Raw genomic sequence first — 18,995 nt, forward strand, 5'->3', positions numbered from 1 at the left:
AGCCCGGCCGTCCTCGGCGAAGATGGTGGGATGACCGACGGCGACGGCCGCCGCGGCGGCGCCGCGCCAGTGCTCGAGCTGCGGGGCGTCACCAAGCGCTACGGGCGGCTGCGTGCGCTCGACGGCGTGACGCTGAGCGTGCGCGGCGGCGAGATCGTCGCCGTCGTCGGCGAGAACGGCGCCGGCAAGTCGACGCTGGTCCGCTGCATCGCCGGCGACACCGACGTCGACGAGGGCCAGGTCGCGGTGGCCGCGGCCGACGGCGCCCGGGCGCCGGTCGCGGTCGTCTGGCAGGACCTCGGGCTCTGCGACGACCTCGACGTGGTGGCGAACATCTTCCTCGGCCGCGAGCACTCCCGGCTGCTGCTGGCCGAGGGGCGGATGGCCGCCGACGCCCGCAGCGCGCTGGAGCGGTTCGGCTCGCAGGTCACCGACGTCCGGGCCCGGGTCGACACGCTGTCGCGCGGCCAGCGCCAGGAGGTCGCGCTGGCCCGGGCGCTGTCCACCGGCGCGCAGATCCTCGTGCTGGACGAGCCGACGGCGTCGCTGAGCGTGCTGCGCCGGGCCGAGGTCATGCGGGTGCTGAGCGACCTGCGCGACGCCGGCCGGGCGATCGTGCTGGTCAGCCACGACCTGGACGAGGTCTTCGCGCTGGCCGACCGGATCGTCGTGCTGCGGCACGGCCGCGTCGTCGCCGGGGTGTCACCGGCGGAGGTGCACTCCGACGACGTCGCGGCGCTGATGTCGGGCATCGAGACCGAGTCCGCGGCGCGCCGTCAGCTCAACCGGCTCAAGAGCCTGGTCGAGCAGCTCTCGGCCGCCGACCCGGCCGCGTCGCTGCCGCTGGTCGTGTCCGCGACGGCGGCCGCGCTGGACCAGGACATGCTCTGCGTGCACTTGCTCGACCGGGCGCCGCGCGGGCCGGTGCTGCGCCGCACGGCCGCCATCGGCGTGCCGGCGGTGCTGGCCGACGACATCGCCGTCCTACCGGTCGGCACGGCGGGCGGACCGGCCGGTACGGCGGCGGCGCTGGGCCAGCTCGTCGTCATGGACGATCTCGGCGACGAGGCGTCCTGGACCGGCTACCTGGAGCAGGCCTCCGCCGCCGGGGTGCGCAGCGCCTGGTCCGCGCCGATCGCCGGCGCGGCCGGCGTGCTGGGCACCATCACCGGGTTCAGCACATCCGCCGGCCGCCTCGACGCGGACCGGCGCGAGCTGGTCTCGCTGTACGCCGGCCACGCGGCCAGCGCGATCGAGCGGGAGCGGCTGATCGAGGAGGTCAGCCGGCGCAACGAGATCCTGGAGTCGCTGCGGGCGATGCTGGAGACGCTGGCCGGCCCGGACCGCGTCGACGGCGGCCTGTCCGCCGCGCTGCTGGCACTGTGCCGCGGCCTCGGCGCCCGCGCGGCCGGCATGCTGCTCACCGACGTCACGGGACCGCGCTGGGTGCACCTGGACCTCGATGAAGAGGACGGCGCCGACCTGCGGGAGCTGGCCGAGACCGCGCCCGCCGGCATCGACCGGCCGCGGCGCATCGGCGACGGCCTGGCCATCGCCGGGCTGCCGATCCCCGGCGGCACCGGGCTCCTGCTGGCCCGCTGGGACGATCCGGCCGAGCCCGGCCGCGACGCCGTCGAGCTGCTCGACGACGCGCGCCGCTCGCTCGCCCTCGCGCTGGAGCGGGAGGAGCTGGAGCGGGCCCGGCGGGAGGCGGCCGCCGCCCGGCGCTCACAGCAGCTGCAGCGCGAGGTGCTGGAGCAGATCAGCCACGAGCTGCGCACGCCGCTGACCGCGATCCACGGCTACGCCTCCACGCTGCAGCAGCGCGACCTCGTCTGGGACCCCGGCTCGATCGACCGGTTCCTGGCCGCGATCACGACCGAGTCCGCGCGGATGGAGCGCCTGGTCGGCGACCTGCTCGACTCGTCGGCGATCGAGTCCGGGCTGCTGCGGCTGCGGCCGGACTGGACCGACGTGCGGCTGGTGCTGGAGGCGGCGCGCAGCTGCGTGCCGCACCCGGAGCGGGTCAAGGTCAGCGTCGCCGCGGAGCTGCCGCCGATCTGGGCCGACCACGACCGGCTGGAGCAGGTGTTCGTCAACCTGCTGGAGAACGCGGTCCGGCACGGCGGCGACGGCGGCACGGTGCGGGTCACCGCCGCCGCGGCCGGCGCCGCCGTCGAGGTGCTGGTCAGCGACGACGGCCCGGGCATCGCGCCGGACGTGGCCGAGCGGATCTTCCAGCCGCGGGTGCGCGGCGAGGGCAGCACCGGCGCCGGGCTGGGCCTCGCGATCGTCCGCGGCATCGCCGAGGCGCACGGCGGGCGGTGCGAGCTGGTCGCCGGCCCCGAGGCGACGTTCCGGGTGACGCTCCCGGTCGAGCCGGTCGAGCACGAGGAGAGCGATGGCTGAGGCGCCCGGCGTCCTCATCGTCGAGGACGACCGCACGATCGTCGACCTGCTGCGGTCGAACCTCACCGCCCGCGGCTACCGGGTCGTCGTGTCGACGGACGGCTCGGACGTGCTCGGGCTGCTCGACGACGCCGCGCCCGACGTCGTCCTGCTGGACCTGATGCTGCCCGGCCGCGACGGCTTCGACCTGTGCTGGGCGATCCGCGACCGCTCCGACGTCGGCATCATCGTGCTGTCGGCGCGGCGCGGCGAGACCGACAAGGTGCGAGCGCTGAACCTGGGCGCCGACGACTACCTCACCAAGCCGTTCGGCATCGAGGAGCTGCTGGCCCGGATCCACGCGATGCTGCGCCGGGCCCGCCCGGCCGAGCCGCGGCCGGCGGCGCCGCACGTCCAGGCCGGCGACGTCCGCATCGACTTCGACGCCCAGCTGGTGACGAAGGGCGGCAAGCGGGTCCACCTCACCCGCACCGAGTACGCGCTGCTGCGCGAGCTGGCGATGAACCCCGGCCGGCTGCTGTCGCACGCCGAGCTGCTGGAACGGGTGTGGGGCCCCGGCTACGAGACGCAGACGGAGTACACCCGGGTGTACGTCGGCCGGCTGCGGGCCAAGCTGGAGAGCCCGGACGGCGCGGAGCTGATCGTCACCGAGCCGCGGGCCGGCTACCGGTTCACGACGGACGGCTGATGCGCCGCCTCCCCGCTCTGCTCGCGGTGTCCGCCCTGGCGCTGGGCCTGGCGGCCTGCGGCGCGCCGGCCGGTGACGACGGCGAGCTGCAGATCGCCCTGCTGCTGCCGGAGAACAAGACCGCCCGCTACGAGTCGCACGACCGCCCCGCCTTCGTCGACCGGGTCCACGAGATCTGCGCCGAGTGCGAGACGCTGGTCAGCAACGCCGACCAGGACGCGGCCCACCAGCAGGCCCAGGCCGAGGCCGCGATCACCAACGGCGCCGACGTGCTCGTGCTCGACCCGGTCGACTCCCGGTCCGCGGCGGTGATCGTGCGGCAGGCGCAGGCCGCCGGCGTCCCCGTCGTCAGCTACGACCGGATGGTGCTCGACGTCCCGGTCGACTTCCACGTGACGTTCGACAACGAGCAGGTCGGCGCGTTGCAGGCGGAGGTACTGCTGGCCGCCGTCGGCGACACCGACGGCGACCTGGTGGTGCTGAACGGCTCGCCCACCGACGACAACTCGGCGCTGTTCCGCCGCGGCGCGCACAGCGTCCTCGACGGCGCCGGCGTCGCCGTCGGCGCCGAGGTGGACGTGCCGGACTGGTCGCCGGACCAGGCGCAGGAGGCGATGGAGCGGGCCCTGACGACGCTTGGCCGGGACCGCGTCGCCGGGGTCTACGCGGCCAACGACGGCATGGCCGGCGGCGCGATCGCCGCGATGAAGGCGGCCGGGCTGGACCCGCTGCCGCCGGTGACCGGGCAGGACGCCGAGCTGGCCGCGATCCGCCGGATCCTCACCGGCGAGCAGTACATGACGGTGTACAAGGCGGTCCGCACGCAGGCGGAGCGGGCCGCCGACGTCGCCGTGAGCCTGGCCCGCACCGGCGAGCCGCCCGACGGCCTGCGCAACAGCTGGGTCGACAACGGCCATGACCGGATCCCGGCGCTGATGCTGGACCCGGTCGCCGTCACCCGCGACACGATCGCCGAGACCGTCGTCGCCGACGGGTTCTGGTCGGCCGGCGAGATCTGCGAGGGGCTGGCGGCCGAGTGTGCCGCGGCCGGCGTCGTCGTTGACGGAGCGGCGCCGTGAGCGGCTCGGTCTCGCCGGCCCGGCTCGGCCGGTGGGCGCCGCCTGCCGCGCTCGTCGTCATCTGGCTGGTGATGAGCCTGAGCAACCCGCGCTTCCTCTCCGCGGTGAACCTCACGAACCTGATGCTGCAGATCGTCGCGGTCGGCGCGGTCGCGGTGGCGGTCGTCCTGGTGCTGCTGATCGGCGAGATCGACCTGTCCGTGGGCGCGGTGTCCGGCCTCGGCGCGGCCGTCACCGCGGTGCTCAGCGTGAAGGCGGACTGGCCGGCCGTGCTGGCGATCCTGGCCGGGCTGGCCACCGGCGCGCTGGTCGGGCTGCTGCACGCCGCCATGGTGACGCGCGTCGGCGTGCCGTCGTTCGTCGTGACCCTGGCCGGGCTGCTGACGTGGCAGGGCGCGCTGCTGCTGGTGCTCGGCGACACCGGCAGCGTCAACATCGACGACCCGCAGCTGGTGGCGATCGCGGGGACGTTCCTGTCGCCGGCGCTGGGCTGGCTGCTCGCCGCGCTGGTGACCGGCGGCGCCGTGCTGGCCATCGTCGGCTACCTGCGCGGCGTGCGGCCGCGCCCGGCCCGGCGGGTCTGGCCGTGGGTCGTGGCGGCGATCGGCGCGCCGGTGGCGGTCGCGGTGTTCAACGCCGACCGCGGCGTCCCGTTGGCGGTCGTGGTGTTCCTCCTGCTCCTGGCCGGCGGCGACCTCATGGTCCGGCGCACGCGGCTGGGCCGGCACGCGGTCGCGACGGGGAGCAACGCGTCGGGGGCGCGGAGGGCGGGCATCAAGGTGGACCGGATCCGGCTGGCGGTGTTCATGCTGGCCTCGGTGCTGGCCGTCACCGGCGGCATCCTCGCCGCGTCCCGGCTGCTCGCCGTCAACCAGTCGTCGGGCAGCACCGACCTGATGCTGACGGCGGTGGCGGCGGCCGCGATCGGCGGGACCAGCCTGTTCGGCGGCCGCGGCACGGTGTGGTCCGCGCTGCTGGGCGCGCTCGTCGTCGGTTCGCTGGCCAACGGGCTGGACCTGCTCGGCGCGTCGTCGCCGATCCGGCTGATCGCGACCGGCCTGGTCCTCGCCCTCGCCGTCGGGCTGGACACGCTGGCGCACCGGGCCGAGCTGACACCCTTCCGGGAGCACTCACGACCCGGGCCGTAACTCGCCCCGTTCCATGATCATCAACCTTTTGCGTCGCCAGGGCAGCACAGAAGGTTGATGATCATGGGAATCCACAGCGGGCGGCGGACCGGAACCGGCCAGCGAACCCGACGAGGCGCCAACACGACGCCCGAGCCCATCGGGCCAACGTTCGGGATCCCTCAACGCCAACGTTCGCAGCCCATCGGCCAACGGCAGCAATCGACGGCGAACCAGCACAACCCCCACTCAAGCCGGGGTGTAGCGTTCAGAGCATGACGTCAAGGATTCGGCGTGCGTGACGCCACCGGGCCGGGGTCGCTGTCGGCGCTGCGGCTGGCCAACCGGGAGCGCCTCCTCCTGGCGCTGGCCGGCGGCGACGCGGTCAGCCAGGCCGAGCTGGCCCGGCTGACCGGGCTGGCCCCGGCGACCGTCTCCGGGCTGGTGCGCGACCTCGTCGAGGCCGGCGAGCTGCTGGTCCGCCAGGGTGTGGCGAACGGACGGCGCAGCCGCCTGGTCGAGCGGGCGCCGGCCCGGCAGCGCTACGGCATCGGCATCGACCTGGGCCGCACCCATGTGAAGGTCGTCGCCGGCGGCGATCCCGGCGAGGTGCTGGCCGCCGCGGCCGGCGACCTACCGGGCGGGCCGCGCCCGGACACGCTGCTCGACGTCGTCGGCGAGCTGGCGGCGGCGGTGCGGAAGGAGGCGGGACTCGCGGCGGACCAGGTCGACGGCGTCGCGGTCGGCGTCCCCGCGCCGGTCGACCCCGCGACGGGCGCCGTCACGGAGACGGCGATCCTGCCCGCGCTCGTCGGCTTCCCGCTGCGCGACGAGGTGTCCGCGCTGCTCGGGCGGCCCGTGGTGGTCGAGAACGACGCGAACCTCGGCGCGCTCGCGCTGTCGCGCCGGGCCGCCGGCGGCGCGCCGGGCGCGGTCGTGTTCGTCAAGGTCGGCTCCGGCATCGGCGCGGGTGTCGCGGTCGACGGCCGGCTGCTGCGCGGCGACGCGGGCAGCGCCGGCGAGATCGGCCACCTCGCGCTGGACCCGAGCCTGTCCGTGGTGTGCCGGTGCGGCCGCCGCGGCTGCCTGGAGACCGTCGGCTCGGCGGAGTCGGTCCGGACGGCGCTGAGCTCGGCGCTGCAGCGCGAGCTCGGCCTGGCCGAGGTCCTGGCGCTGATCGGCGACGGCCACCCGGTCGCCGTCCACGTCCTGGAGGACGCCGGCGAACTGCTCGGCCGCGCCCTGGGCTGGCTGGCGATGATCGTCAACCCGGCCGAGATCGCCCTCGGCGGACCGCTGATCGCCGCCGGCGACGCCTGGCTGCGCCCGGTGCGCCAGGGCTTCCGCCGCGCCGTCCTCCCCGGCGTCGCGGCCCGGACCCGGGTCACGATCTCGCCGCTGGGCGAGGACACCGAGGCCGTCGGCGCACTCGTGGCGAGCCTGGCCGTTCCCGTCCAATCGGGTCATTAACGTCGAAATACGAACGCATAAACAAGATGTAAACGCGTAATGTATTTGAGCCTTGACGGCAATCCTGCGGAGTTCCAGACTCGTCCCAGCCGACCCGATCGGCAGGGGCCGGCCCGAACCCAAAGGAGGGTTTCCACGTGCACCAGCCCATTCGACGGGCTGCCGTCTTCGCAGTCCTCAGCCTGGCCGCCGTCGTGGCGACCGCATGTGGCGCCAACGAAGACAGCGGCGGTGGCGGGGACGACGAGACCGCGAGCGGCGGCGGCACCATCGCCCTGCTGCTGCCCGAGTCGGCCACCGCCCGCTACGAAGCCTTCGACAAGCCGCTGTTCGAGGCCAAGATCAGCGAACTCTGCGCCGACTGCGAGGTCGTCTACTTCAACGCCGACCAGGACGAGGCCCAGCAGGCCGAGCAGGTCGACTCCGCGATCTCGCAGAACGTCGACGTGATGGTGCTGGACCCGGTCAACGGCCAGTCCGCTGCGGCCCTGGTGGCCGACGCGCAGGCCGCCGACATCCCGGTCATCGCCTACGACCGCTTCATCGAGGGTGCGGACTACTACACCTCGTTCGACAACGAGCGCGTCGGCGAGCTGCAGGGCCAAGCGCTGGTCGACGCGGTCGGCGGCGCCGGCGACATCCTCATGCTCAACGGCTCGCCCGACGACCCGAACGCGGCCATGTTCAAGTCCGGCGCGCACGGCATCATCGACGCCAGCGAGCTGACCGTCGTCGGTGAGTACGACAACCCGGACTGGAGCCCCGACAACGCCCAGTCCTGGACGACGGACCAGCTCAACACCATCGACCCGGCCTCGCTGGCCGGCGTCTACGCCGCCAACGACGGCCAGGCCGGCGGCGTCATCGCCGCGCTGACCGGCGCCGGCATCGCGGCCGACGCGCTGCCGCCGGTCACCGGGCAGGACGCCGAGCTGGCCGCGATCCAGCGCATCGTGGCCGGTGAGCAGTACATGACGATCTACAAGCCGATCAAGGGCGAGGCCGAGGGCGCCGCCGAGATGGCCATCTCGATCGTCAACGGGGAGGAGGTCGCCGGCACCACCGACTTCCAGGGCGTGCCGTCGCTGATCCTCGACCCGATCGTCGTCACCGTCGACAACATCGCCGACACGGTCGTGGCCGACGAGTTCTGGAGCGTCGAGGACATCTGCACCGACGACTACGCGGACGCCTGCACGGCCGCGGGTCTGAGCTGATCCGACGACAGGACGAGGGTGGCGCCGGCCGCGGCCGGTGCCACCCTTGACCGTGAGGAGATGGTGCCGATGAGCGTCGCCACACACGAAGGCGGTTCCGCCGCCGCCACGACACAGCCGGTCCTGGAGCTCACCGGGATCGGCAAGCACTTCGGCGCCGTGCAGGCGCTGGCCGGCGTCGACTTCGGGGTCCACCCCGGCGAGGTGGTCGCCCTCGTCGGCGACAACGGCGCGGGCAAGTCGACCCTGGTCAAGATCATGTCCGGCGTGTACCAGGCCGACTCCGGCTCGATGCGGGTCGACGGCCGCGAGGTGCACGTCCACAGCCCGAGCGCGGCGCAGGCGCTGGGCATCGCGACGGTCTTCCAGGACCTCGCGCTCTGCGACAACCTCGACGTCGTCGCGAACCTGTTCCTGGGCAGCGAGCTCGGCGCGAAGACGTGGATGGACGAGGTCGCCATGGAGAAGGAGTCCTGGCGGCTGCTGCGCGAGCTGGGCGCGAAGATCCCGACGGTGCGCATCCCGGTCGCGAGCCTCTCCGGCGGCCAGCGGCAGACCGTCGCGATCGCCCGCAGCCTGGTCGGCAACCCGAAGGTCGTCATGCTGGACGAGCCGACCGCCGCCCTGGGCGTCGCGCAGACCGCCGAGGTGCTCAACCTCGTCGAGCGGCTGCGTGAGCAGCGCCTCGGCGTGATCCTGGTCAGCCACAACATGGCCGACGTGCAGGCCGTCGCCGACCGCATCGTGGTGCTGCGGCTGGGCCGCAACGAGGCCGAGTTCAACGCCGACGACGTCACGACCGAGCAGCTCGTCGCGGCCATCACCGGCGCGTCGGACAACGTCGTGGCCGAACGCAATGCCCGCCGCGAGGCGTCAGGAGGGCCCGCATGAGCAGGACCCAGGTCGACGAGACCGCCGCCCGGTCCGACCTGATCGACGAACGCCTGGCCCAGGACACCGGGCTGCGGGGCGCGCTGGACGCGTTCCGGCGCCGGGTCCGCGACGGCGACCTCGGCCTGCTGCCGGTGGTCGTCGGGCTGTTCGTGATCGGCCTGGTGTTCTACCTCCAGGACGTCACGTACCTGTCGTCGAGCAACCTGGTCAACATCACGCTGAACGCGGTGCCGTACGGCATCATCGCGGTCGGCATCGTGCTGGTGCTGCTGCTCGGCGAGATCGACCTTTCGGTCGGCTCGATCAGCGGCCTGTCGGCGTCGATCACCGCGGTGCTGGTGGTGCAGCAGGACCAGCCGCTGGTCCTGGGGCTGCTGGCCGGCGCCGGGACGGGCGCCGCCATCGGCATCCTGTACGGGCTGATCTTCACCAAGATCGGCGTGCCGAGCTTCGTCATCACGCTGGCCGGCCTGCTCGGCTTCGTCGGCCTGCAGTACGTCGTGCTCGGCGACACCGGCACCATCAACCTGCCGCGCTCGTCGGCGCTGGCGCAGTTCGCCCGCGAGGACTTCCTCAGCCCGGCGGTCTCCTACGCCCTCGTGGCGGCGGTCGCGGTGGGGTACGCGCTGGTGAGCATCGCCGGGATCCGGCGGCGGACGGCGGCCGGGCTGCCGGCGCAGTCGGTGACGCTGGTGCTGGTCAAGGCCGCGGTGCTGGTGGCCGGCCTCGGCTTCCTCACCTACTACCTGAACATCGACCGCGGCTGGGGCTTCGCCGTCGTGTTCTTCGTCGGGCTGGTCGTGCTGATGGACCTGGTGCTGCGCAAGACCACCTGGGGCCGGCACCTGTACGCCGTCGGCGGCAACGTCGAGGCGGCCCGCCGCTCCGGCATCAACGTCAACCTGATCTACATCTCGGCGTTCTCGCTGACCGGCCTGCTGGCCGCGACCGGCGGCCTGATGTTCCTCGCCCGGCTGACGTCGGTGTCGCAGGCCAGCGGCTCCAACGACGTCAACCTGACGGCGATCGCGGCGGCCGTCATCGGCGGCGTGAGCCTGTTCGGCGGACGCGGGTCGGCGTACTCGGCGCTGCTGGGCGTGCTGGTGCTGACGGCGATCAACAGCGGCCTCAACCGCATCGGCGTCGACTCGTCGGTCCGCTACATCGTCACCGGCGCGGTGCTGTTGCTCGCGGTGTCGATCGACGCGATCGCCCGGCGCGCCCGCGCCAGCAGCGGGCGAGGTTGACCCCGGCCGCCCGGCGGCTGACTGCAACCGCCGCCGGGCGGCCGGCTCGCTACCATCGCGCGCATGCCCCTCGATCTGTTCCCCGTCGTCCCGGTCACCGACTTCGACACTGCGACAGCGTGGTACCAGAAGCTCTTCGGCGGGCCGTTCGCGTTCCAGGCACACGACACCGAGGTGGTGTGGGAGCTGGCCGAGCACCGCTACGTCGCCGTGCACCAGGCGCCCGAGCACGCCGGCCACACCCACATCACTGTGTTCGTCGACGATCTGGACGCGCTGGTCGACGGCATCGCGGCACGCGGCATCGAGCCCGCGCTGCGCGAGACCTACGGCAACGGCGTCCGCAAGATCACCTACCGCGACCCCGACGGCAACGAGATCGGCTACGGCGGCGCCCCGCTCGCCGACGGCTGAGATGTGACCGAGCTCTTCGACGTCATCGTTGTCGGCGCGGGCGCGACCGGCGCGCCGCTCGCGGCCCGGCTCAGCGAGCGCCCGGACCGGCGGGTGCTGCTGCTGGAGGCCGGACCGGACGTCGCGCCGGCGGAGCTGCTGGACCCGTACACGCTGCCCGCGGCGGCGCCCGGCCACCCGCTGGCCTGGGCGTTCCCGGCCCGGCTCACGCCGGACGCGACGGCGATGGTGCCGCGCGGGCGGGTCGTGGGCGGGTCGACGGCGGTGAACGGCGGCTACTTCGTCCGCGGCGCGCCGGCCGACTTCGACCGGTGGGCGGCGCTGGGCAACCCGCTGTGGTCGTGGGACGAGGTGCGCCCGTTCTTCGCCGCCCTGGAGGACGACGGCGACTACGGCGACCGGCCCGGGCACGGGCGCGGCGGGCCGGTCCCCGTCCGGCGCGACGCCGCGCCGCACCCGGTGACCGATGCGTTCTACGCGGCCTGCGCCGAGCTCGGGTTCCCCGCGCAGCCGGACGCGAACGACGGCGGGCCGCCCGGCTACGGGCCGGTCCCGCTGACGGTCGCCGGCGGCCGCAGGCACAGCACCGCGGCCACGTACCTGACGCCGGCGGTGCGGGCGCGGCCGAACCTGACGGTGCGCGGCGACGCGGTCGTGCGGCGCGTGCTGTTCGCGGGCACGCGGGCGACCGGTGTCGTCGTCTCGTCCGGTGGGCGCCTGACGGAGGTGCGAGCCGGCGAGGTCATCCTGGCCGCCGGCGCGGTGGCGTCGCCGCAGCTGCTGATGGTGTCCGGCGTCGGCCCGGCGGCCCACCTGACGGCGCTCGGGGTGCCGGTGGTCGTGGACGCGCCCGGCGTCGGCCGCGGCACCAGCGACCACCCGGAGATCACCGTCGTCTACCGGCCGGCCGGCGCCGCGCTGGAACGGACGGCCGCGCTGCCGCTGCAGGGCCGGCTGGCGTTCACCGCGCCCGGGTCGCCGTACCCGGGCGATCTGGAGATCCTGGCATGGACGCGGCCGCTCGGCGCCGTCGTCCCGGGCGCCGGCGACGACCTGGCGCTGCGGGTCGCGCTGCAGCAGGAGACCAGCCGCGGCGCCGTCGAGCTGGTCTCGGCCGACCCGGCGGTGCCGCCGCGGATCTCGCAGAACTTCCTCGCCACTCCCGACGACCGGGCCCGGCTGCGGCACGGCGTCGGGGTGGCGGTCGAGCTGCTCGCGACGACGGCGTTCCGGCCGCTGGTCGCGGCGCACTCCGCGCCGCCGGACGACGACGACTGGCTGCGCCGGCACGTCGGCACGGCGATCCACCTCAGCGGCGGCTGCGCGATGGGCCCGGACGGCGTCGTCGACCAGCACGGCCGCGTGCACGGCGTCACCGGCCTGCGGGTCGCGGACACGTCGATCTTCCCGGCGGTGCCGTCGTGCGGGCCGGCCGCGACCGCCGTCATGGCCGGGGAGCGGCTGGCGGCGCTCATCTCGACAGAAGGCTAATGGTTGCTCTAGAGTAACCGTTGCCCATGAGTAACCAATCGGCGGATGCGGCGTTCGACGCCCTCGGCGAGCCCGTGCGGCGGCGCATCCTGGAGCTGCTGCGCGACGGCCCGACGCCCGTCGGCAAACTGGCCGAGCGCCTGCCGGTCGGCCGGCCCGCCGTGAGCAAGCACCTGCGAGTGCTCAGCGGCGCCGGGCTGATCGAGCACCGCAGCGCCGGCACCCGCAACCTCTACGCGCTGGCGCCGGACGGCCTCGCCGCGGTGCAGCAGTGGCTGGTGCGCACCTGGGACGTCGCCCTGGACGCCTACGCCGCCGAGGTCGCCCGCGCCACGTCCGAACCGGAGGAGAACGACCGATGAGCCGCGTGCCCGAGATCCGCCGCGAGATCCTGGTCGACGCCGCCCCGGCGGTGGCGTTCGACGTGTTCACCGCCGGCGTCGGCCGCTGGTGGCCGCTGGCCAGGCACGGCGTCTACGGCGAGTCGGCGGCGTCGGTCGGGTTCGAGGACGGCGTCCTCGTGGAGCGCTCCACCGCCGGCGAGGAGTCGGTCTGGGGGACGGTCACGCGGTGGGAGCCGCCCGGGCTGGTCGCGTTCAGCTGGCATCCGGGCCGGCCCGCCGCCGGCGCCGGACTGGTCTCGGTCAGCTTCACCGGCACGGACGACGGCCGCACCCTGGTCACCTTGCGGCACAGCGGCTGGGAGTCGTACGCGGACCCGGCCGCGGCCCGCGCCGAGTACGACCAGGGCTGGCCCGGCGTCCTCGGCCGTTTCGGCGACGAGGTCGCCCGGGCCGGCGGCGAGACGTGGGCGCTGCTGCTGCACCGCGCGGCCGACGAGGCGGCCGGCTCGGTCTTCGCCGACCCGCGCTTCGCCGAGCACGTCGCGTTCCTCGACCGCCGCCGGGCCGCCGGGCAGCTCGTCGCGGCCGGTCCGCTGGGCGACGCCGCCGGCGAGGGCATGACGGTGCTGCGGCTGCCGGGCGCGGACCGGCTGGCCGACATCGTCCGGCTCGCCACCGAGGACGACGCCAGCGTCCGTGACGGGCTGTTCACCGTGACCGTCCGGCCGTGGCGGGTGACGCTGACCGGCTGATCGGCCGGTCAGCCGAGCACCGTCGCGACGACCTGGCGGACGGCGTCGGCGTCGGCCGGCGCCCGGTCCGCGCCGGCGACCTGCAGGTGCACCGCGCCGATCAGCGTCGCCGCCAGCGCGTCGACGTCGGCGCCCGCGGGCAGCCGGCCGAGGTCGCGCTCGGCGACCAGGTAGCCGGCCAGCCCGGCGGCGGCCTCGCTCATCAGCGGCAGCCCGGTCGAGCCGGCCGCCCGCAGCCGCGCGCGCAGCCCGTCGCGCGCGATGACCAGGCCGACGACGGCCGTCCCGACCGGGTCGAACAGCTCGGTGAGTGCGGTCGTGAGGGTGCCGGCGACAGTGCCCTCGCCGGGCCGCAGGGCGGCGGCACGCGCCTGGACCCGGGCGATCCGGTCCAGCACCAGCTCGGCGAGGAACGCGTCGAAGTCGGCGAAGTGCCGGTGCAGCACGCCCTTCGCGACGCCGGCCTCGTCGGTGACGGCACGGCTGGTCAGCGCGCCCGGCCCGGCGCTGACCAGCAGCCGCTCGGCGGCCGCGAACAGCCGGTCGCGCGCGTCGCCGAGGGCGATCCCGGTCGGCATGTGTTCTCTCCCCGTTGCTGAATGGGCGCTTGCCCACTTAGAGTGGGCGCATGCCCACTCTAGCCTCCGGCGAGCCGCATCGGCAGCGCGACGTCGCCGAGTCGTTCGGCTCCGACACGCGCCGCTACGACCGGGCCCGACCCGGCTACCCCGCGGCGATGGTCGAGCGGATCCTCGCCGCCGCGCCCGGGCCGGACCTGCTCGACGTCGGCATCGGCACCGGCATCGCCGCCCGCCAGTTCCGCGCCGCAGGCTGCCACGTGCTCGGCGTCGACCCGGACGAGCGGATGGTCGCGGCCGCCCGCCGCGACGGGTTCGCCGCCGAGGTCGCGCGCTTCGAGGACTGGGCGCCGGCCGGGCGGACCTTCGACGCGGTCGTGTCCGGCCAGACCTGGCACTGGGTCGATCCGGTCGCCGGTGCGGCCCAGGCGGCGCGCGTGCTGCGGCCCGGCGGGCTGCTGGCGCTGTTCTGGAACGTGTTCGACGCCGCGCCGGAGGTGGCCGCGGCGTTCGCTGCGGTGCATCGCGAGCTGACCGGGCCGCTCGCGCGGCTGTGGTCGGCGCCGGCCATCGACGGCTACGCGCAGCTGGCGGCCGCCGCGGCCGACGGGGTGCGCACGGCCGGCGGCTTCGGCGAGCCGGCGCAGTGGCGATACGAGTGGGAGCGGCCGTACACCCGGGACGAGTGGCTGGACCAGCTGCCGACGCAGGGCGGGTACGCACGCCTGCCGGACCAGGAGCAGGCCACGCTGCTGGCCGGGATCGGCGCCGCGATCGACCGGCTGGGCGGCGCGTTCACCATGACGTACACGACGGTCGTCGTCGTCGCGCGGCGCGACTGACGGCCGCCCGAGCCGCACCGGTGCCGGCCTTGGCATACCGCAGTGCTCCACACATGCGGCATTCCGGGCACGACTGGTCACCTACAGCGTGCCAAGTGCGGCGTCGGCGCGCCACGGCGGCCCGGGCCGGCTGCGGATCACGGCCCGGACCGCGGCCCCGGACCACCGTCCCGGGGAGGACGGTGGTCCGGAGGTCCGCCGTTCAGCTCAGGCCGAGCCCGCGCCGCCGCCGACCGGCCACCGCGACGGTCAGCCCGGCCAGCGTGAGCAGCGCCCCGACGACCAGCAGGCCGCTGCCGGCGCCGGTGTCGGGCAGTTCCTCGCCGCCGTCGCCGGTCCCGTCGTCGCCGCCGGACTCAGTGCCGCCGGCCCCGCCGTCGTCGGCGCCACCGTCGTCCGTCCCGTCGTCCGTGCCCGCGTCGGAACCGTCATCGGTCCCGTCCTCGCCGCCGGGCTGCTCCGGGTCGTCCGGGCAGGGCAGCGTGCCGGCCCACAGCGAGTGGCCGTCGGTGTCGTCGTCGTCGGCCCAGTAGACCGGCCGGACGCCGACGGCGCACTGCTCCACCGGCGTGATCGCGAAGCCCTCGCTGTTGAGGTTCGCCATGCCCTCCGGCCGTGCGACCTGCCCCATCACCGCGAACGCGCCGTCGTCGCCGACCTCGAGCAGCGAGGAGGTGCCGTCGCAGCCGTTGTCGCAGACCACCCAGAGCGTGCCGGTGGCGAGGTCGAAGTCCAGCGCCATGACGCCGGCCAGCTCCGGGTCGAGCGTCGCGAGCCGGTGCGCGTCACCGTCGTCGGACAGCAGATAGGCGTGGACGAGGCCGGTGCCCTCGACGCCGACGAAGTACACGCCGCCGCCGTGCGCCGGGTAGCCGTCCGGGTCGTACGCGGCGCCGGTGGACGCGTCGGAGAAGCCCAGGTCGACGAGCGCCTCGTCGGGCACCCACTCGACCGCCTCGATGCCGGCGTTCGCGCCGGTCGGCGGCAGGTCCGCGGTGAGGTCCCACTCCGTCGTCGCGGTCAGGCTCGCGTCGGCGCCGGTGACGTCGTAGCGCAGCAGGCTCAGCAGGCTGACGTCGTCGGCGTCGTTGTCGCGCTCGGTGCCGACGACGATCGAGCCGTCGCCGGTCACGGTCACGCCCTCGCTGTCAGGGGTGCCGACGCCGCCGGGGTAGCGCAGTTGCTTGCCCTCGGCCCAGCCGTCCTCGGCGGTGTTCGTCCAGACGGCGCCGTCCCACTCCAGCCGGTGCAACAGGCCGCGGCCGTTGTCGACCGCCCAGAGCACGCCGTCGGCGTAGTCCAGGCCGCTGAGGTCGCCGTCGAAGTCGTCGGCCCGGTCGACGGTGCTGACGTCCGGGCCGCCGGGCCACGGCGCCGGCGCGTCCGGGTCGCCGGCGCAGGAGTTCGCCGCGCCCTTCGTCGGCGCGACGGTGACGGCGAACGCGCCGGCGCCGTCCGGGCAGCGCCCGTAGGTGGTCCGCGCATGCTCGGTCCAGGTGTAGGAGTCCAGCTGCGCTCCGTCGGCGCCGGAGAGCCGGACGGCATCGCCGCCGCCGAGCCCGAAGCCGAGCTCGGTCTCCTCGACGACGAGGTGCCCGCCGGCCGGGACGACGGTCCCCGCGGGCGCGGTCCACACGTGCGTGTCGTCATCGTCGCGGACCTGGAAGCCGGCGATGTCGACGTCGGCGGCGCTGGGGTTGGCCAGCTCGACCCAGTCGCCCGGGTCGCCGCCACTGGACTCGATCTCGTTGATCCGCACCGCCGGGCCGCAGTCGTTCGCCGCGCCCTTCGTCGACGAGGTGGTCGTCGCGAACTCGCCGGCGCCGTCGGGGCAGCGCCCGTATGTCGTCGGGGCGTGCTCGGACCAGGTGTAGGAGTCGGCCAGGGTGCCGTTCGGCGTGTAGAGCCGGGCCGCGTCGGCGCCGCCGAGGCCGAAGCCCAGCGCCGTCTCCTCGTGCACGTAGAAGCCGCCGGGCTGGATCACGATGCCGGCCGGGATGGTGGAGAACCGGGTGTCGTCGTTGTCGCGGACCAGCCAGCCGGACACGTCGACGGCCTCGGCCCCGGTGTTGACCAGCTCGACCCAGTCGCCCGGGTCGCCCTCGCTGGACTCGACCTCGTTGACCTTGACGGCGTCCTGGCCGGCCGTCGGCACGCAGTCGTTGGCCGCGCCCGGCGTGGCCGACGCGGTCACCGCGAACGCGCCGGTGCCGTCCGGGCAGCGTCCGGTGCTCGGCGACGGCAGGTCGTCCCAGCCGTGGGCGTCGGCGACCGCGCCGGCGCCGTCGACCAGCTCGACGCCGTCGGCCTCGTCGGGCGCGAAGCCCAGGTCGTCGGCGTCGATCAGCAGCAGCTCGCCCGGCGCCAGCGGGCCGGCCGGGAGCGCGTAGCCGTCGTCGGCGCCGGCGGCACGCACGACGTGCTCGCCCAGCTCGACCGGCGCGGCGCTCGGGTTGGCCAGCTCGACGAACCCGGCGGCGACCTCGTTGATCCGGGCCGGCGACGTGCAGTCGTTGGCCTCGCCGCGGGTCGGCGCGCCGGTCTGGCGGACCGTGTCGGCGCCGTCCGGGCATCGGCCGTACGTCGTCGCCGCGTGCTCGGTCCACGCGAGGCTGTCGACCAGCGCGCCGCCGGCGTCGGAGAGCCGGACCGCGTCGGCCGCGCCGAGCCCGAACTCGAAGCCGGGTGTCTCGCCCTCCGCCGCGTCGACCACCAGGTACCAGCCGGGCGCGAGCACCGTGCCGGCCGGGAACACGTATGACTCCGGGCCGCGGTCCTGGTCGTCCTGGAGCGTCCAGCCGGACAGGTCGACCGGCGCGTCGCCGGCGTTGTAGAGCTCCACCCAGTCCGGGTTGACCCGCTGCGACACCTCGTTGACGACGACGCCGGCGGCCTCGGTGCTCGCGGTGGCCGTCGCCGGCGGGACCAGCCCCGCGGCCGCCAGCACGGCCGCGACGACCCAATGCGCTCTGCGCACGCTCATGCGCTGTTCCCCCTCGTCGATGACGGCGGCCCCCAGCCGCCCCGGACAGCAAAGAGGGACGAAACAACCGGATCCGGAAGAACGGATGAACGCCGGGCGAACTCGGGTTCGCACCGCGCTCTCGCGGGTAGCCGGCCGCCGCGGCGTATCCTGCGGCCGTGAGGCTGCGGATCGAGGCGCGGGAGTCCGGCTCGCCGTGGGTCGACACCGTCTGGACCTGCACGAGCGGACCCGTCACCGAGATGACGTCGGTCGCCTGCGTGCGCTGGGGGCTGGTGTTCTGGGTCCAGGACGGCCGGGCGTACACGAGCGTCACCGGCCCGGAGACCAGGACCGGCACCGCGCCGGTACCCGAGGACGCGACGTTCGTCGGCATCGACTTCGCCATCGGCACGTCGCTTCGGGCCATGCCCGCGGCCATGCTGGTCGACGGCGGCGTGGAGCTACCCGACAGCACCCGCCGGACGTTCCGGCTGGACGGCTCCCGCTGGGAGACGCCGGGCCCGGACGACGCCGAGGCGCTGGTCGAACGGCTGGTCAGGGCCGGGATCGTGGTCCGCGACCCGCTCGTCGCGCAGGTGCTGCGAGGCACACCGGCCGACGTCTCCGGGCGCACCGTGGAGCGCCGGTTCCGCGCGGCGACCGGGCTGACCCGCGGCGCCGTCCGGCAGATCGAGCGGGCCCGGACGGCGGCCGGCCTGCTGGCCGCCGGCGCCGCCGCGGACACCGTCGTGGCCAAGCTCGGCTACTTCGACGAGCCGCACCTGGCCCGCGCCCTGCGCACGTACGTCGGGCGCACCGCCGGGCAGCTGCGCGACGGCGCCGGCGGCGCGATCGCCCTCGACGTCAGCGCTTGACGTCGTAGATCAGCTTGAGGATTCCGTTGGAGTAGCTCTCCGACTCGCGCAGGCTCAGCACCCGCTTCGGGTTGTCCGAATGACTGAACGCGCTCGCCCCGGCGCCGAGCAGCACCGGGAAGACCAGCAGGTTGTACTGGTCGATCAGGTCCGCGTCGGCCAGCCGCCGGGCCAGGTCTGCGCTGCCGTGGATGAAGATCGCGCCGCCCTCGGTTTGCTTCAGCGCGGCGACGTCCTCGGTGGAGCGCAGGATCGTCGTCGGCCCCCAGCCGCCGACCAGCGCGTCCTCGGCCAGCGTCGTCGACACGACGTACTTCGGCAGCTCCTTGTAGTCGGCGTGGTCCTCCGAGTCCGGCCAGACCGCGGCGAACGACTCGTAGCTGCGGCGGCCGAACATCAGCGCCGTCGTGTCGGCCAGCTCCTCGGCCTTGAGCGTCCAGGCCTCGGGCACGAACTCCAGGTCCTTGAAGACCCACCCGCCGCTGCGGTGCTCCTCCCCCGGCCCGCCGCCGGGCGAGTCCACGACGCCGTCGAGCGACATGAAGCCGGTGTAGACCAGATCGCGCATGGTGCTGTTCCCCTCGGATCGGACTGTCTGCTTGG

The 18,995-nt window shown here is 74.7% G+C and carries 17 protein-coding genes; 14 read left to right on the forward strand and 3 right to left on the reverse strand.

What is annotated here, in order from left to right; translation table 11 throughout:
* The first annotated feature begins 30 nt into the window (after positions 1–30).
* The 12 genes from C1I92_RS10945 (at position 31) to C1I92_RS34390 (ending at position 13,132) form a co-directional block, all read left to right on the forward strand.
* On the forward strand, positions 31–2,409 hold the full coding sequence (locus C1I92_RS10945) for an ATP-binding cassette domain-containing protein (protein WP_158564091.1): 2,379 nt from the start codon (positions 31–33) through the stop codon (positions 2,407–2,409).
* A complete protein-coding gene (locus C1I92_RS10950) occupies positions 2,402–3,097 on the forward strand; it encodes a response regulator transcription factor (protein ID WP_111254699.1) in 696 nt (231 codons plus the stop codon). The genes C1I92_RS10945 and C1I92_RS10950 overlap by 8 nt, the downstream gene beginning before the upstream one ends.
* Positions 3,097–4,176 carry a substrate-binding domain-containing protein gene (locus tag C1I92_RS10955; protein WP_111254700.1) on the forward strand — a complete coding sequence of 360 codons (1,080 nt, stop codon included), beginning with the start codon at positions 3,097–3,099 and terminating at the stop codon, positions 4,174–4,176. The genes C1I92_RS10950 and C1I92_RS10955 overlap by 1 nt, the downstream gene beginning before the upstream one ends.
* Entirely contained in the window at positions 4,173–5,324 is a 1,152-nt protein-coding gene (locus C1I92_RS10960) for a sugar ABC transporter permease (protein WP_111254701.1), read from the forward strand. Before C1I92_RS10955 ends, C1I92_RS10960 begins: the two co-directional genes overlap by 4 nt.
* A 273-nt stretch (positions 5,325–5,597) precedes the next feature.
* Positions 5,598–6,773, forward strand: a complete 1,176-nt coding sequence (locus tag C1I92_RS10965; protein ID WP_111254702.1) for an ROK family transcriptional regulator — start codon at positions 5,598–5,600, stop codon at positions 6,771–6,773.
* Positions 6,774–6,910: 137 nt separating this feature from the next.
* Positions 6,911–7,990, forward strand: a complete 1,080-nt coding sequence (locus C1I92_RS10970; protein ID WP_199521133.1) for a sugar ABC transporter substrate-binding protein — start codon at positions 6,911–6,913, stop codon at positions 7,988–7,990.
* A gap of 69 nt (positions 7,991–8,059) precedes the next feature.
* The gene (locus C1I92_RS10975; protein ID WP_111254749.1) at positions 8,060–8,881 is read left to right on the forward strand and encodes an ATP-binding cassette domain-containing protein; all 822 of its coding nucleotides are present in this window, start codon (positions 8,060–8,062) and stop codon (positions 8,879–8,881) included.
* Positions 8,878–10,131, forward strand: coding sequence for a sugar ABC transporter permease (locus C1I92_RS10980; protein ID WP_111254703.1), 1,254 nt, complete (start codon positions 8,878–8,880; stop codon positions 10,129–10,131). Before C1I92_RS10975 ends, C1I92_RS10980 begins: the two co-directional genes overlap by 4 nt.
* Before the next feature lie 63 nt (positions 10,132–10,194).
* On the forward strand, positions 10,195–10,545 hold the full coding sequence (locus C1I92_RS10985) for a VOC family protein (RefSeq protein WP_111254704.1): 351 nt from the start codon (positions 10,195–10,197) through the stop codon (positions 10,543–10,545).
* Positions 10,546–10,548: 3 nt separating this feature from the next.
* The gene (mftG, locus tag C1I92_RS10990) at positions 10,549–12,036 is read left to right on the forward strand and encodes a mycofactocin dehydrogenase MftG (protein ID WP_111254705.1); all 1,488 of its coding nucleotides are present in this window, start codon (positions 10,549–10,551) and stop codon (positions 12,034–12,036) included.
* A 26-nt stretch (positions 12,037–12,062) separates the two neighbouring features.
* Positions 12,063–12,398, forward strand: a complete 336-nt coding sequence (locus C1I92_RS10995) for an ArsR/SmtB family transcription factor (RefSeq protein ID WP_111254706.1) — start codon at positions 12,063–12,065, stop codon at positions 12,396–12,398.
* Positions 12,395–13,132, forward strand: coding sequence for an SRPBCC domain-containing protein (locus C1I92_RS34390; RefSeq protein WP_111254707.1), 738 nt, complete (start codon positions 12,395–12,397; stop codon positions 13,130–13,132). Before C1I92_RS10995 ends, C1I92_RS34390 begins: the two co-directional genes overlap by 4 nt.
* 8 nt (positions 13,133–13,140) lie before the next feature.
* Here C1I92_RS34390 and C1I92_RS11005 read toward each other — a convergent pair whose 3' ends face one another.
* Positions 13,141–13,710: a TetR/AcrR family transcriptional regulator gene (locus C1I92_RS11005; RefSeq protein ID WP_111254708.1), complete on the reverse strand. Its 570-nt coding sequence runs from the start codon at positions 13,708–13,710 to the stop codon at positions 13,141–13,143.
* A 50-nt stretch (positions 13,711–13,760) separates the two neighbouring features.
* On the opposite strand from C1I92_RS11005, the gene C1I92_RS11010 reads away from it, so the two are divergent.
* On the forward strand, positions 13,761–14,552 hold the full coding sequence (locus tag C1I92_RS11010; protein WP_111254709.1) for a class I SAM-dependent methyltransferase: 792 nt from the start codon (positions 13,761–13,763) through the stop codon (positions 14,550–14,552).
* Between the two features lie 202 nt (positions 14,553–14,754).
* Here the strand turns inward: C1I92_RS11010 and C1I92_RS34395 are convergent, their stop codons facing one another.
* On the reverse strand, positions 14,755–17,535 hold the full coding sequence (locus tag C1I92_RS34395; protein ID WP_199521134.1) for a lamin tail domain-containing protein: 2,781 nt from the start codon (positions 17,533–17,535) through the stop codon (positions 14,755–14,757).
* Positions 17,536–17,693: 158 nt separating this feature from the next.
* On the opposite strand from C1I92_RS34395, the gene C1I92_RS11030 reads away from it, so the two are divergent.
* The gene (locus C1I92_RS11030; RefSeq protein ID WP_199521135.1) at positions 17,694–18,392 is read left to right on the forward strand and encodes a helix-turn-helix domain-containing protein; all 699 of its coding nucleotides are present in this window, start codon (positions 17,694–17,696) and stop codon (positions 18,390–18,392) included.
* Here C1I92_RS11030 and C1I92_RS11035 read toward each other — a convergent pair.
* Complete coding sequence (locus C1I92_RS11035) at positions 18,382–18,960, reverse strand: dihydrofolate reductase family protein (RefSeq protein ID WP_111254710.1); 579 nt, start codon at positions 18,958–18,960, stop codon at positions 18,382–18,384. The two genes, C1I92_RS11030 and C1I92_RS11035, sit on opposite strands and share 11 nt — an antisense overlap.
* Positions 18,961–18,995: the final 35 nt, after the last annotated feature.

Source organism: Jiangella anatolica (assembly GCF_003236295.1).
Lineage (GTDB): Bacteria > Actinomycetota > Actinomycetes > Jiangellales > Jiangellaceae > Jiangella > Jiangella anatolica.

Excerpts from the sequence above, each read along its gene's own strand:
- C1I92_RS10985 (WP_111254704.1), top strand. The coding sequence starts at position 10,195 with ATGCCCCTCGATCTGTTCCCCGTCGTCCCGGTCACCGACTTCGACACT.
- C1I92_RS10980 (WP_111254703.1), top strand. The coding sequence starts at position 8,878 with ATGAGCAGGACCCAGGTCGACGAGACCGCCGCCCGGTCCGACCTGATC.
- C1I92_RS10955 (WP_111254700.1), top strand. The coding sequence starts at position 3,097 with ATGCGCCGCCTCCCCGCTCTGCTCGCGGTGTCCGCCCTGGCGCTGGGC.
- C1I92_RS34390 (WP_111254707.1), top strand. The coding sequence starts at position 12,395 with ATGAGCCGCGTGCCCGAGATCCGCCGCGAGATCCTGGTCGACGCCGCC.
- C1I92_RS10950 (WP_111254699.1), top strand. The coding sequence starts at position 2,402 with ATGGCTGAGGCGCCCGGCGTCCTCATCGTCGAGGACGACCGCACGATC.
- C1I92_RS10975 (WP_111254749.1), top strand. The coding sequence starts at position 8,060 with ATGAGCGTCGCCACACACGAAGGCGGTTCCGCCGCCGCCACGACACAG.
- C1I92_RS11035 (WP_111254710.1), bottom strand. The coding sequence starts at position 18,960 with ATGCGCGATCTGGTCTACACCGGCTTCATGTCGCTCGACGGCGTCGTG.
- C1I92_RS11010 (WP_111254709.1), top strand. The coding sequence starts at position 13,761 with ATGCCCACTCTAGCCTCCGGCGAGCCGCATCGGCAGCGCGACGTCGCC.
- C1I92_RS10945 (WP_158564091.1), top strand. The coding sequence starts at position 31 with ATGACCGACGGCGACGGCCGCCGCGGCGGCGCCGCGCCAGTGCTCGAG.
- C1I92_RS34395 (WP_199521134.1), bottom strand. The coding sequence starts at position 17,535 with ATGAGCGTGCGCAGAGCGCATTGGGTCGTCGCGGCCGTGCTGGCGGCC.
- C1I92_RS10995 (WP_111254706.1), top strand. The coding sequence starts at position 12,063 with ATGAGTAACCAATCGGCGGATGCGGCGTTCGACGCCCTCGGCGAGCCC.
- C1I92_RS11005 (WP_111254708.1), bottom strand. The coding sequence starts at position 13,710 with ATGCCGACCGGGATCGCCCTCGGCGACGCGCGCGACCGGCTGTTCGCG.